The organism is Streptomyces sp. ML-6 (assembly GCF_030116705.1).
Lineage (GTDB): Bacteria > Actinomycetota > Actinomycetes > Streptomycetales > Streptomycetaceae > Streptomyces.
Genome location: NZ_JAOTIK010000001.1, coordinates 1,367,430 through 1,380,867, shown reverse-complemented (window position 1 = coordinate 1,380,867; position 13,438 = coordinate 1,367,430). Strand labels below are relative to the sequence as shown.

Annotated in this window: 10 protein-coding genes; 7 read left to right on the top strand and 3 right to left on the bottom strand. The window is 70.6% G+C overall.

The annotated features are described in order from the left end of the window. The first annotated feature begins 14 nt into the window (after positions 1-14). The gene (locus tag OCT49_RS06070) at positions 15-914 is read left to right on the top strand and encodes a S1 family peptidase (protein WP_283850861.1); all 900 of its coding nucleotides are present in this window, start codon (positions 15-17) and stop codon (positions 912-914) included. Between the two features lie 212 nt (positions 915-1,126). Then, a complete protein-coding gene (locus OCT49_RS06065) occupies positions 1,127-1,606 on the top strand; it encodes a hypothetical protein (protein WP_283850860.1) in 480 nt (159 codons plus the stop codon). Between the two features lie 96 nt (positions 1,607-1,702). On the opposite strand, the gene OCT49_RS06060 is transcribed toward OCT49_RS06065, so the two are convergent. Continuing rightward, positions 1,703-2,629 (bottom strand): DUF4231 domain-containing protein, encoded by a 927-nt coding sequence (locus OCT49_RS06060; RefSeq protein WP_283850859.1) that lies wholly within the window; start codon positions 2,627-2,629, stop codon positions 1,703-1,705. A gap of 281 nt (positions 2,630-2,910) precedes the next feature. On the opposite strand from OCT49_RS06060, the gene OCT49_RS06055 reads away from it, so the two are divergent. The 5 genes from OCT49_RS06055 to fxsT all read left to right on the top strand — a co-directional run bounded on the left by OCT49_RS06055 (position 2,911) and on the right by fxsT (position 11,764). Next, entirely contained in the window at positions 2,911-3,600 is a 690-nt protein-coding gene (locus tag OCT49_RS06055) for a hypothetical protein (protein WP_283850858.1), read from the top strand. A gap of 251 nt (positions 3,601-3,851) precedes the next feature. Next, on the top strand, positions 3,852-4,019 hold the full coding sequence (fxsA, locus tag OCT49_RS06050; RefSeq protein ID WP_283850857.1) for an FxSxx-COOH cyclophane-containing RiPP peptide: 168 nt from the start codon (positions 3,852-3,854) through the stop codon (positions 4,017-4,019). Between the two features lie 30 nt (positions 4,020-4,049). Continuing rightward, positions 4,050-6,284 (top strand): radical SAM/SPASM protein FxsBH, inactivated beta-hydroxylase extension form, encoded by a 2,235-nt coding sequence (gene fxsBH / locus OCT49_RS06045; protein ID WP_283850856.1) that lies wholly within the window; start codon positions 4,050-4,052, stop codon positions 6,282-6,284. Between the two features lie 196 nt (positions 6,285-6,480). After that, positions 6,481-7,851 carry an FxsC protein gene (gene fsxC, locus OCT49_RS06040; RefSeq protein WP_283850855.1) on the top strand — a complete coding sequence of 457 codons (1,371 nt, stop codon included), beginning with the start codon at positions 6,481-6,483 and terminating at the stop codon, positions 7,849-7,851. After that, complete coding sequence (gene fxsT / locus OCT49_RS06035) at positions 7,835-11,764, top strand: FxSxx-COOH system tetratricopeptide repeat protein (RefSeq protein ID WP_283850854.1); 3,930 nt, start codon at positions 7,835-7,837, stop codon at positions 11,762-11,764. The genes fsxC and fxsT overlap by 17 nt, the downstream gene beginning before the upstream one ends. Positions 11,765-11,818: 54 nt before the next feature. Here fxsT and OCT49_RS06030 read toward each other — a convergent pair whose 3' ends face one another. Together OCT49_RS06030 and OCT49_RS06025 are read right to left on the bottom strand one after the other, a co-directional pair. Beyond that, positions 11,819-12,694 (bottom strand): alpha/beta fold hydrolase, encoded by an 876-nt coding sequence (locus OCT49_RS06030; RefSeq protein WP_283850853.1) that lies wholly within the window; start codon positions 12,692-12,694, stop codon positions 11,819-11,821. A 225-nt stretch (positions 12,695-12,919) separates the two neighbouring features. Beyond that, positions 12,920-13,393 (bottom strand): phospholipase, encoded by a 474-nt coding sequence (locus OCT49_RS06025; RefSeq protein ID WP_283850852.1) that lies wholly within the window; start codon positions 13,391-13,393, stop codon positions 12,920-12,922. Positions 13,394-13,438: the final 45 nt, after the last annotated feature.

Genomic DNA, 13,438 nt, shown 5'->3' with positions numbered 1-13,438 from the left:
GGGAGGAATGAAAAGTGAGGATCAAGCGCACCGCCCCCCTCCACGGCACCGCCAGACGCGCCAGGGCCGTGGCCGTCGCGGCGGGCCTCGTCTCCGTCGCCGCGCTCGCCGTCCCCAGCGCCCGGGCCGACACCGCCACCACCTTCAGCACGGCGCAGCTCTCCGCCGCCAGTGATGCCGTCCTCGGCGCCGACGTGGCGGGCACCGCCTGGAACATCGACCCGGCCACGGGCAAGGTCGTGGTCGCCGCCGACAGCACGGTCTCGCAGGCCGAGATCGCCCACATCAAGAAGACCGCCGGGGTCAACGCGGGAGCCCTGAAGATCGAGCGCCTCCCCGGCAAGCTCAGCAAGCTGGTCTCGGGCGGCGACGCGATCTACGCGCCCAGCTGGCGCTGTTCCCTGGGCTTCAACGTCCGCAGCGGCTCCACCTACTACTTCCTGACCGCCGGCCACTGCACCGACGGCTACCCGGACTGGTACGCCAACTCCGCCAAGACCACGAAGATCGGTCCGACGGTCGGCTCCAGCTTCCCGACCAACGACTACGGGCTGGTCCGCTACGACAACGCCTCGGTCGCCCACCCGGGCACCGTCGGCAGCGTCGACATCACCAGCGCGGCCAACGCCACGGTCGGCATGTCCGTCACCCGCCGCGGCTCCACCACCGGCACCCACAGCGGCTCCGTCACGGGCCTCAACGCCACGGTCAACTACGGCGGTGGCGACGTCGTCTACGGCATGATCAAGACCAACGTCTGCGCGGAGCCCGGCGACTCGGGCGGTCCGCTCTACTCCGGCTCCAGGGCGATCGGCCTCACCTCCGGCGGCAGCGGCAACTGCTCCTCGGGCGGCACGACGTACTTCCAGCCGGTCACCGAGGCGCTCAGCGCGTACGGGGTCAGCGTCTTCTGACGTCCCGGCACACCGGTCCGGTCCCCGGACGCGTGGTCGGCCCGGACGGAGCCCCTGCCCGAAATCCCGGGCGGGGGCTCCCGCACACCCCGCGGCTTTTGAGAGGATGTGGGGGTACAGGTCGGTCACGCAGGAGCACACGGGGGCGGTCGTACCGCCGGGGGTCACCCCGGGCCGGGCCCCCGGCAGACACCTCAGGGGGTTCCAGGTCCGTGAAACGCATCGGAGTGACCGGTCATCGCAGCATCCCGCAGGAGGCCCACGCCCATGTGCTCGCCGGCCTGCGGGCGGCCTTCCTCGGCCTGGAGGGCTCCCTGGAGGCCTTCTCCAGCCTGGCGGTGGGGGCCGACCAGCTCTTCGCCGACGTCGCCCTGGCCCGCGGCGCCGCGCTGACCGTGGTCATCCCCAGCGGCGACTACGAGTCCTCCTTCGCCGACGCCGGCGAACTCGCCCGTTACCGGGCCCTCAAGGACCGGGCGGTCCGGGAGGTCAGGCTCGACTACCCGCACTCCACCGACGAGGCGTACTACGCCGCGGGCGCGTACATCGCCGACCACTGCGACCGGCTGCTCGCGGTGTGGGACGGCCGTCCCGCCCGCGGCCTCGGCGGCACCGGCGACATCGTGACGTACGCCCGCAGCCTGGGCCGTCCCGTCACGGTGATCTGGCGCGAGGGCGTGGAACGCGGCTGACCGACGGGCGCGGCCGCCCGCGCCCCCGGCGTCACCCCATGCGTGCGCCGCGGCCCATCCGGGGCCGCGACACGTCACGTCCGGTGCCGCCGCGCGTCACATCTGGTGCCGGGCCAGCCAGTCGGTGTGCTGCGGGGAGACGATGCGCTCGGTCTCGAAGACCGCCCGCGGCCACTGGCGTTCGGTCAGCGTGGTCTCCATCGCCACCTGCATCGCCTCCAGGTCCTGCTCGACCAGCGAGTGCGCCGAGATCAGCGGGTGGTGCCGCCGCATCTCGTTCCACGCCAGACAGGCCGCGGCCGCCGCCGACAGCACCCCCGTCAGGGCGAAGGACTGGGTGGCGGAGAACATCCTCAGCAGGGCGAAGACCAGGGCGAGCGCGGTCAGCGCGGCGATGGTGGTCGACCAGACGAGGGTGGCCCGCCGCGACACCTCCTGCCGCCTGCGGTACCAACTCCTCTGCTCGATGAGCCGGTCCCGCACGTACGTCTCCTTGCGTACGGTGAACGCCTTCCCGCGCAGCTCGCGCATGGAATCGGTGATGAGTCCGCCGGAATCCGCCGTCAGGTCGCGGGGGTCGGCCCAGCCGACCTTCCGGAGCTCCTGGAGCCCCTCCTCCAGCCGGTTGGCGAACACCGCCTCCGGATGCTGGGTGCCGGTGTCGAAGGGCGCCCCGTGCACCGAGTAGCGCCAGCACATGGATTTGATGAACTCCGCCGCCGAGCGGTTGAGTTGCCATTGCGACTTTGCTTTGCGCCGGGCGGAGAGGTACGTCGTGATCAGGACGCCCAGATAGGCCAACACGCCTGCGGCATCGATGAGTTGAAACGTGTCACCGACCGTGACGTGCCACGGAACCGCGGCCGGTGCGGTGCCCACGACCAGCAGGATCAGTTGGACGCGGGTGGTGTTCACGGCCTCCCGCTGGCTCGCGATGGCGATCTCGTCCGTGTGGTGGAAGAGCGCCGGAAGGTCGGCGTTCCTGAAGACCATGCTCTGGAGCGGCCCGGGAAGCGCGGTCATGTTCACTCCCGTCTGCGGTTGAGGGCATGCCCCGCTCGGCCTGCCGAGCGGGGCATGAGCGTAGGGGGGCGCCGACGGCGCTGCAATGGCGCCCGGGGGCGTAGCGATGCTTTTCGGCCCCTCGTGCGGGGCTCTCGCGTGATCCGACGGGTTGTGGGAATCTTTCTCAACTGACCATTTTCTGCGGTGGGTTGCTGATGTATCCACTCATCGGCACTCATGGGCACTCATCGGCGTGCGGGGGGACGGGGATGGGCCGAGCGGACCGGAGGGACGGTTGCGTGCCGTCCGACGTCCAGCGGCGGATACGGCGGAGTCCGCTGTTGTTCACCACTCCGCTGGTGCTTCTCGTCCTGCTGGCCGGCGTGCTGATCTGGGAGATGATCCGGGTCAACGTGTCGCCCGGGGCGCGTGCCGAGTGGCCGTGGCGGCTCCAGCTGATCGACGTCCAGATCCTGGGGAGCCTGTTGGCGGTCGCGGCGGGAGCGGTGCTGGCGCGGGCGCAGTTCGCCCGGGCGATGCGGCCGCACATCGGCTGGCGGGGGGCCTGGGTGAAGGGGCAACTGGCGCCGGACGTCCCCGCATGGCGCGTCGGGATACTCAATGGCGGCCAGCACTTGGCCGTGATCGAGTCCTGGAGCTGCCGGGTGGTCATGAGGGGCATGGGGGACGACGCGGACGGCGACCCGAGGTGGGCCGATGTCCATGACACCGTGGCCGAACTGACCGGGGCCGGACTGGTCGTCGGCGAGGACTTCCGGCTCATCGGCTTCGGAGCCGGCTTTCCGCTGGTGGGAGGCGGGGGCCACGAGACCGTGCTGGTGGGGGCGTTCTCGGAGAACTTCACCGAGCGGGTCCAGGCGCTGTACGTGCGCGCGAGGTTCACCGACGTGGTGGGCGACACCCATGAGCGGATCATGGACTGCATGAAGGGCCTGCAGCCGTCCGGCACCGTCTCCGCGGTGGACTGACGGCCATTTCCGGACCCGGGGCGTGCCGGGTATTCGATGGAGTGGACCGGGCTGCCCCTCCACCCGTCTCCCGGGCGGGGTTCCGCCGTCCGTTACGGAGAATGAGCGGTTGCGCAGTCATCCGTCCGCCATGTGGATCTCTGCAGTTGCCTTGCCCGATGAGGGTAGTAAAGTCATTCTGCCGGGCACTGTGGACATACAGGGACTGGCTGATTCATCCACAGATTCGGAACACTCCCTCAAGGACGGCCGTGAAGACCTCTGAATCCCCCCGTGCCTTCGCTGTTGCGAAGAAGAGCCCCGTGTCGCTCGCCGAGATCGACACTCGCGGAGCTGAAGCCACCAGGAAGCTCGGCCGAGTGCTCTCGGCCCCTGCCGACCGCCACACCCAGGCATCGACCTTCAGTTCCGCGCTCTGAGACGTGTTGCATGCTGGCTAGACTGAGGGAATGACAGGACCCCGGGTCCCATTCCGCGAAATTGTACTTAAAGTACACAGCAGGTGCGATCTTGCCTGCGATCATTGCTACGTCTACGAACATGCAGATCAGAGCTGGCGTACCCGCCCCAAAACAATCTCTGACGACGTCATTTTCCAGACAGCTCAGCGCCTGGCCGAGCATGCCAAGACACATGCACTGCCCTCCGTGTCAGTGATCCTGCACGGAGGGGAGCCCCTGCTGGCGGGCCCCGCGCGACTGCGCCGGGTCTGCGAGGAACTCACCTCCGCCTTCGACGGCGTCGCGGAGCTCGATCTCCGCATCCACACCAATGGGCTCCAGCTCAGTCCCCGGTACCTCGACCTCTTCGACGAATTCGGCGTCCGGGTCGGCATCTCCCTCGACGGCGACCGGGCCGCCAACGACCGGCACCGCCGCTACGCGGACGGACGCAGCAGCCACCCCCTGGTCCTCAAGGCCGTCGAACTGCTCCACCAGGAGCGCTACCGCCACCTTGACCTCGGCCTCCTGTGCACCGTCGACATCCGCAACGACCCGCACGCGGTCCTCGACGCGCTGACCGAGCTCGAACCGCCCCTCATCGACTTCCTGCTCCCGCACGCCACCTGGGACGACCCGCCGCCGCGTCCGGACGGTTCGCCCACCGCCTACGCCGACTGGCTCCTCGCGATCTTCGACCGCTGGCAGGAGCGGGGGCGCCCGGTGCCGGTGCGGCTCTTCTCCTCGGTGCTCTCCACGCTGAGCGGCGGCCCCAGCCTCACCGAGTCCCTGGGGCTCGCCCCGACGGACCTCGTCGTCGTCGAGACCGACGGCCGGCTGGAGCAGGTCGACTCGCTCAAGAGCGCCTACGAGGGCGCCGCGGCCACCGGGTTCGACGTCTTCGCCCACACCTTCGACGAGGTCGCCGACCACCCCGGGGTGCGGGCCCGCCAGCTCGGGCTGGCCGGGGTGGGCGAGACCTGCCGCCGCTGCCCCGTGGTGCGCACCTGCGGAGGCGGCCTGTACACCCACAGGTACCGCTCCGAGGGCCCGTCCGGCGCGTTCGACAACCCCTCGGTGTACTGCGCCGACCTGTTCGCCCTGGTGCGCGGCATCGAGGCCCGTACGGCGCAGGAGCTCGTCGCGCCCGCGGTGACCGGGCCCGCCGGGGCGGCCGCCGCCCAACTGGACCTCAACCGCACCCTGCTCGCCCGGCTGAACGCCGACATCGGCCGGCGCGGCGGCGCGGAGTGGGAGGCCGCCTGGGAGCTCGCTGCCGCCGTCGAGGCGTCCGAGGAGGGCGCCCGCGCCCTGGACGAGGTGCTGGCCCTGCCGTACGCCCGCGGCTGGCTGCTCGGGGCGCTGGAGTCGGTCCACGAGCACTCCGGCGCCGTACGGGCGGCGCGCGGGCTGTCGGCGTACCTCGCGGCGGCCGTCGTGCGGGGCGGTCTCGACCTGCCCGTACCGGTGGACCTCCCGGACGGCGGCCTCTTCCTGCCCGGTCTCGGCGGGCTGCGCGTCCCTGGCGCGGGGGAGCGCGGCACGGGCGTGCTGCGGGCCACCGGGGGCGGTTTCCTCGTCCGGCCGGAGGGGAGCGGCGGGGCCGAGGTGCGGGTCGCCCGGCCGGCGGAACCCGGTCCGGGCTGGCGGCCGCTGCGGCGGCCGGCGATCCCCGGGACGGTGTCCGGTCCGGTGCTCGACGACGCCGATCCGTTCCGCGACTGCTTCCCGGTACCCGCCGCGGCCCCCCTCGACGACCGGACCGCTGCCGGTCTGGAGGCCAGGATCGTCGAGGCCTGGACCCTGATCGGGGCGAAGGCCCCCGGGCGGGCCGCGGAGATGGCGGACCGCCTCACCACCCTCACGCCCCTCACGGGTCTGGACCCGGCCGAGCCCGCCGTGGGACGACACGGGTTCGGGGCGCTGGGCATCTCCGTGGACGGCGGCGCGGAGGAACTGGCGTTCGCGCTGTTGAGGGGATTCCGGAGGGCCGAATTGCAGGCGCTTGTCGATGTCACGGATCTTTACGCGGCGGACGGCTCCTGGGAACATCGAATGCCTTGGAAGGAAGAGTCGGTTCCGTTTTCCCGGTTGCTGGCCGACACCTATGAGCGGATGGCGTTGGGCGCATTCGAGCCGAACTGCCTGGAGGGGGTACCGGAAGCCCTCGACATGCTGGAAGGTGCCGCCGAAGTGACCGTCGGCGGGAAAAGGTTGGTGGAGCTGATGAGAAAAGAGATCTGAGGGTCGAATTCCGGTTCGATCAGGGGTGCCGGTGTGCAGGGGACAACTGGGAGGAACGACCGCAGACCGAATTCGATCAAGGAAATGATCGGCCGAACCCGGGAACGTATGACTGAAAACCGGCGTTGAATGACTGAACGCCATGGGGGTGGAGCAACCTCCGCTCCGGAATGATGAATTCGCTCGCATTCACTTCATGCCTCGGGTGCGGGTGCTCACACAGGACGGGGGTCGTGTGCACGCGATGACGCAGCAGCGAGCGGCGGACCATCGGCCGTACTTCTTCTTGAGTTATGCCCACACACCGGGGTACGGCGGTGGAACGGACCCCGACATGTGGGTCGAACGCCTCTTCAAGGATCTCTGTGACCATGTGCTGGCCATGACGGATCTGCCCGCGGGCGCGCCCGCCGGGTTCATCGACCGGGAAATACGCTCCGGCGAGGGCTGGTCGGAGCGGCTCGGCGAAGTGCTCGCCACCTGCCGGGTGTTCGTTCCGCTGTTCTCGCCGCGTTACTTCGCCAGTGAGATGTGCGGCAAGGAGTGGTACGCCTTCGCGCAGCGCGCCATCCACTACCGGGCCCGCTCCAACCAGCCGGCCGAGGCGATCGTCCCGGCCCTCTGGGTGCCCGTGCCGCCGAGCCAGCTCCCCGGCCCGGCCGAGCGGTTGCAGTTCAACCACCGTGATTTCGGGGACCGTTACGTCAGCGACGGGCTCTACGGCCTCATCAAGCTCAGGCTCTTCGCCGAGGAGTACGAGCGCGCGGTGTACGAGCTCGCCAAGCGCATCGTCAACGTCGCCGACACCATAAGGATCGGCACCGGGCGCCCGGTCGACTACCGACTGGCCCCCAGTGCCTTCGGCCCGCCCAACAGCGTGGCCGGCGGACCCCGCCCCATGCAGGTGACCATCGCCGCACCCACCCGGCACGACCTGCCCGAGGGACGCATGGCCGACTACTACGGCGACAACCCGCAGGACTGGAACCCCTACCACCCCCACACCACCCGCCCGCTGGCCTATGTCGCCGAGGACCTGGTGCGTTCCCTCAACTACCAGGCCACCATCTCCTCGTTCGACGAGGAGGTGGGACACGGCGAGGGCAAGCAGCCGCCCAGCAGGCCCGAGATCCTGCTCGTCGACCGCTGGGCCCTGCAGGACGAGGACCGGCGCAGGAGGCTCGCCGCCTTCGACGCCGAGGACCGCCCCTGGGTCACGATGGTCGTGCCGTGGAGCCGCGAGGACCGGCAGAGCATGGCGGCCGAGGCCGAGCTGACCGAGAAGCTCGAACGGACCATGCCGACCAAGATGCGCCAGGGACGCGCCTACTGCCGCGCCGCGGCCAGGGGCGTGCCCAGCATGGAGGCGTTCGGGCAGATCCTGCCGCAGGTGGTCGAGGTGGCGGCCCAGCAGTACCTGAGGCACGCGGCGGTGTACCCACCCGCCACCGGTGGCGGACACAGCGAACGGACGAGGTTGCTGGGACCGATGGCACAGATGAACCACATCCCCGAGACACACGACCCTGCGACGGATGCGGAGGACACGGATGACGGCCGGTCGTGACGGGCGCATCGTCACCTTCTACTCGTACAAGGGCGGCACCGGGCGCACCATGGCCCTGGCCAACACCGCCTGGATACTCGCCGCCAACGGCAAACGGGTACTGGCCGTCGACTGGGACCTGGAGGCGCCGGGGCTCCACCGGTTCTTCCACCCCTTCCTCGACCCGTCCACCCTCGGTGCCACCACCGGCGTCATCGACCTGATCACCGAGTACGCGTGGGCCGCGACCAGTCCCGTCCAGCGCGCCGACGACTGGCACCGGGACTACGCCCGCATCCAGCCGCACGCCGTCTCCCTCACCCCCGAGGCCCTCGGCTGGGAGTTCCCGCAGGGCGGCACCCTGGACTTCGTGTCCGCCGGGCGGCAGAACCGCGAGTACTCCGCGACCGTCTCCACCTTCGACTGGGACAACTTCTACGACCGGCTCGGCGGCGGCCACTTCTTCGACGCCCTGCGCGACGACATGAAGGCCCACTACGACTACGTCCTCATCGACAGCCGTACCGGCCTCAGCGACATCGCCGACATCTGCACCGTCCACCTCCCCGACATCCTCGTCGACTGCTTCACGCTCAGCGACCAGTCCATCGACGGCGCCGCCTCCGTGGCCCGGCAGATCTCCGAGCGCTACACCGGCCGCCCCATCTCCATCTTCCCCGTCCCGATGCGCATCGACGAGGGCGAGAAGGAGAAGGCGGACGCCGGACGCGCCCTGGCCCGGCTGAAGTTCGACCGGCTGCCGCGCGACCTGTCCGGGGACGAACTCACCGCCTACTGGGGCGCGGTGGAGATCCCGTACCGCCCCTACTACGCGTACGAGGAGACCCTCGCGACCTTCGGCGACGAGGCCGGTCTCACCAACTCGCTGCTCTCCGCCTTCGAACGGCTCACCGCCGTCATCACCGACCAGCAGATCACCTCGATGCCGCCGGTAGGCGAAGAGGTGCGGCTGCGCATCCGGGACGCCTTCACCCGGCGCAGGCCGGCCCTGCCCGCCGACCTCTTCCTCAGCTACGTGGCGGAGAACCGGATGTGGGCCGACTGGATCGAGTCCGTGCTCACCAGGGCCGGGTTCCGCGTCGTCCCGCGCGACGTGTCCGCCGAACGGGACCTCCCGGAGACGGCACCCCCGGAGAACGCGACCCGCACCGTGGTGCTGCTCTCCAGCGCCTACCTCAAGTCCCAGCGCGCGGTGAACCTCTGGGACCGGGCCGTCGCGGAGGACCCCGGCGGCGGCCGGCGCCACCTGCTGCCGCTCAGGGTCGGCGACGTGCGCCTGTCCGCGCCCTACATCGACCGCAACCCCGTCGACCTCTTCCGGCTCGACGAGGTGCACGCCACCGCCGCCCTGCTGCGCGCCCTGGACCGGCCCGTGCAGCTCACCGACTCGGTGTCGCCCGGACCGCGCTTCCCCGGCACCGTCCCCCGGATCTGGAACGCGCCGCCGCGCAACCCCGGCTTCACCGGCCGGTCCCTGGTCCTGGAGCGGATGCGCGACCAGCTCGGCGGCGGCATGGCCGTGGTGCTGCCGCAGCCGCAGACGCTGTACGGGCTCGGCGGCGTCGGCAAGACCCAGGTCGCCCTGGAGTACGTGCACCGGTTCATGGCGGACTACGACCTGGTCTGGTGGATATCTTCCGAGCAGACCGACGACGTGGTGGCCGCGCTGGCCGAACTCGCGGTCCGGCTGGGCGCCCAGGGCGGCGACGACATGGCGGCGGCCTCCCGGGAGGCGGTCGACCTGCTGCGGCGCGGGGTGCCGTCGGACCGCTGGCTGCTGGTCTTCGACAACGCCGACGATCCCGAACGGCTCCGGCGCTACTTCCCGCAGGGCGGGTCCGGCCACATCCTGGTCACCTCGCGCAACCAGGCGTGGTCCCAGCACGGGGACGCGCTGCCCGTCGACGTCTTCCTGCGCGAGGAGTCCATCGAGCACCTCCAGCGCCGGGCTCCCGGGCTGAGCGACGAGGACGCCGCCCAGGTGGCCACCGCCCTCGGCGACCTGCCGCTGGCCGTCGAGCAGGCGGCGGCCTGGATCGCGGAGACCGCCACCCCGATCGACACCTATCTGGAGCAGCTGGCCCAACAGGCCCCCGAGGTCCTGGCGCTCAACCAGCCGGCCGGTTACCCGGAGCCGGTCGCCGCGACCTGGAACATCTCCATCGAACGGCTCAAGGAGCGCTCGCCCGCCGCGGTGCGGCTGCTCCAGCTCTGCGCCTTCTTCGCCCCCGAGCCCATCTCGGGGAACCTCCTGTACAGCAAGGAGATGATCGAGGCGCTGAAGCCGTACGACGCCTCGCTCCAGGAGAAACTGGTGCTGGGCCGGGTCATCCGGGAGATCGGCCGGTTCGCCCTCGCCAAGGTCGACCAGGTCTCCAACTCCATCCAGGTGCACCGGCTCGTCCAGGCGGTCATCCGGGCGCAGCTCAGCGAGCAGGAGCAGCAGGACGCCCGGCACGCCGTGCACCGCATCCTGGCGGGCGCCCGGCCCGACGACGACGAGCCGATCGACAACCCCTCGACCTGGCCGCAGTTCGCCACCATCTGGCCGCACCTCGGCCCGTCCGACGCGCGCAACTGCAAGGAGCCCGAGGCCCGCAGGCTGCTGATCGACCGGGTCCGCTACCTCTGGAAGCGCGGTGACTTCAGGACCGCCACCACGCTCTGCGAGGACCTGCGCGAGATCTGGCGGGAGACGCTGGGGGAGCGGGACATCCAGTACCTCTACCTCTGCTTCCACCTCTCCAACATCTACCGCTCGCGCGGCCGTTACGTGGAGGCCCGGGAGCTCGACGAGATCACCCTGGCGGTGCAGCGGGAGGTCCTGGGCCCGGAGCACCCGCACACGTACATGAGCACCAGCAGCCTGGCGACGGACCTGGGCACGCTCGGCGAGTACACCAGGGCGATCGAGCTGGCCACCGAAGCCACCGAGGGGTTCAACCAGATCTTCCACGAATCGCACCCGAGGACCCTGGCCGCGGCCAACAACCTGGCGTTCACCCTGCGCTCCATCGGGCAGTACGCCAAGGCCCGCGAGATCGACCAGGACGTCTTCGACCGGCGCGTGGAGGTGCTCGGCGCGGAACACCCCTACAGCCTCTCCTCGGCCATGAACCTGGCCCGGGACCTGCGGGACGTCGGGCGGTACGAGGACTCGGTCGGCATCCTCAGCCGTACGTACGACAGCTACAAGGCCACTCTGGGCCGGGCCTTCCCCGGCACGCTGAGCGCGGCGAAGAGCCTGGCCGTGTCGCTGCGCCGGGCGGGCAGGCTGGAGGACGCCCGCCGGCTGACGGTGGCCACCCGGGGCAGGTACCGGGCCAAGTACACCTCGGCCAACCCGGAGTCGCTGGCCTGCGACCTCAACATGGCGGCCGACCTGTACGCGGCCGGCGAGACGACCGAGGCCAGGGACACCGCGCAGGAGGTCGTCGACCAGTACATGAAGGTGCCGGGGGAGAAGCACCCGTACACCCTGGCCGCGCTGAACAACCTCGGTGTCTACCAGTCGGGCAGTGGCGCGGCGGAGGAGGCGGTGCAGGTACTGACCCGGGCCGTCGCCGCGATGCGCGAGGTGTACGGGCCGGAGCATCCCAACACCCTGTTCTGCGTGATGAACCTGGCCAACGCGACAGCGGAGAGAGGCGATCTCGAACTGGTCCTGGAGACCGAGGAGAAGGTGTCCGGGCAGCTCCGCCGGGTCCTGGGGGCGCACCATCCGGAGACCCTGGCCATGACGTCCAACATGGCGGTCACGCTCGACGCGCTGGGCCGCAAGGACGAGGCGCTGCGGCTGAGGAGCGAGACGGCCGAGGAGTTGTCCCGGCAGCTCGGCGACGACCACCCGATGACCCGGATCGCCCGGGACGAGCGCAGGTTCGAGCGCGAGCTGGAACCGATGCAGGTGTGAGTCCGGTGGGCGTCCGGCGGCGGCCGGACGCCCACGCACCGCTCTGCCGGGTCTTCAGAGGGCGGCGGGCTCCAACAGCCAGTTGAGGATGTTGGGCAACGCGTGCAACGCGTCGAAGTGCGCGGCCGCCGGTTCCACCACGACGGTGGAGTTCGGGATGCGCCCGGCCAGCCAGCGGGAGTGGCCCACCGGTGTGAACACGTCTTTCTCACCGTGCCACAGCAGCACCGGACCGGGGATGTCGGCGGGATCGAAGCCCCACGGGCTGCTGAAGGCGATCGCGTCGTCGATCCAGCCCCAGGCCGAAGTGCGCAGTGCTTCACGGTAGTTGCGCAGCAGCATGGTGCGGACTCCGGCGTCGTTGACCACCATGCGGTCGGAGTCGGTCAGGTCCTGGCGCAGGTCGTCGATGAGCCGGACGGGGTTTTTCCTGATGACCGCGGACCGGGAGATGAACGATTCCGCGAGTCCGTCCGGATCGGCCGCCGCCGTGGAATAGGCCAGCACGTTGGACGCGGCCATCCCCTCGAACCAGTCGAGCCCATCGGCGTCCCGGGGCGCCAGACCGACCAGGGCGGCCGTACGGGTCACCCGGTCGGGCATCAGCGCCGCGCAGGCCAGGGCGTGCGGGGCGCCGCCGGACCGCCCCACCACGGCGAACCGTTCGATGCCGAGGTGGTCCGCGATGGCCCGCACGTCCTCGACGGCGTCGGCGACGCAGCGGCCCGGAAGCCGGTCGGAGTCGCCGTAGCCCGGCCGGTCGTAGGTGATCAGCTGGGTCTTGCGCTGGTACAGCACCATGCCGCGTGGAGCGGGGCCGAGTCTGCTGCCGGGCATTCCGTGCATCAGGAAGACCGGCCTGCCCCGGGGATCCCCCAGGCGCTCCACCACCAGCTGCCGCCCGTCCCTCGCGCGCACCCGACTACGCACTCCGCGCCTCCTTCGTGTGGTGCGGGCACGGCGTGCCCGGCTTGTGCCGCCCGGTTCGATGATGACCCATCAGAGCTCTTGCCGGGTATGTGCGTTGGGAAACAGTGGAGGCATTCGGAGAGTGCGCCCGTCCCGGTGAGAAGGTGCGAGTGCAACGGCGGGCGGGTGCCGGGCGGGCGCGGCCGGCACCGTGGGGAGGCCGGCCGTGCCCGCGGGGCGCGACGGTCAGGCGGTCTTCATCGGCGCCACGCCGAAGATGTCCACGGCGTGGTAATACGTCCACGCGGTGCTGTTGCACGCGGTGAGCTTCGCGCCGGTGTAGGCGGCGCACACGCGCTTGAGGTCCGCGTAGAACGCGGAGTCTATGCGGGACTTGTTGGCGGAGAAGGCGCCGGCGGCCTTGTAGTTGCGGTAGCCGAAGTCGTGGCGGGCGCAGGCGGTCTGGAAGGGGAAGCCGAAGGGGTTGTCGGGGGAGCTGCTGCAGTAGTCCGTCGACCAGTCGAAGCCGTACGCGGCCCAGGCGCTCTGGTTGGCGCGGGCGGATTTCCAGGCGTTGTAGCTGGACAGGCTCGTCTGGGTCCAGGAGCTGAGGACCTGGGGCTTGTCCGCGGGGGCGGCCGAGGCGGACGCGGCGGGGAGCAGGACGAGCGGGAGCGACAGGGCCACCGCGGCGAGCGGAGCGGCGAATCGACGACGCATGGGCAACCTCCGGGGTACGAAAGCCAGTTGGGCCCGTGCTCCTCG

Coding starts and splice junctions, on each gene's coding strand:
- fxsT (WP_283850854.1), top strand. CDS start 7,835: ATGACGGCCGGTCGTGACGGGCGCATCGTCACCTTCTACTCGTACAAG.
- fxsBH (WP_283850856.1), top strand. CDS start 4,050: ATGACAGGACCCCGGGTCCCATTCCGCGAAATTGTACTTAAAGTACAC.
- OCT49_RS06025 (WP_283850852.1), bottom strand. CDS start 13,393: ATGCGTCGTCGATTCGCCGCTCCGCTCGCCGCGGTGGCCCTGTCGCTC.
- fsxC (WP_283850855.1), top strand. CDS start 6,481: ATGCCTCGGGTGCGGGTGCTCACACAGGACGGGGGTCGTGTGCACGCG.
- OCT49_RS06060 (WP_283850859.1), bottom strand. CDS start 2,629: ATGACCGCGCTTCCCGGGCCGCTCCAGAGCATGGTCTTCAGGAACGCC.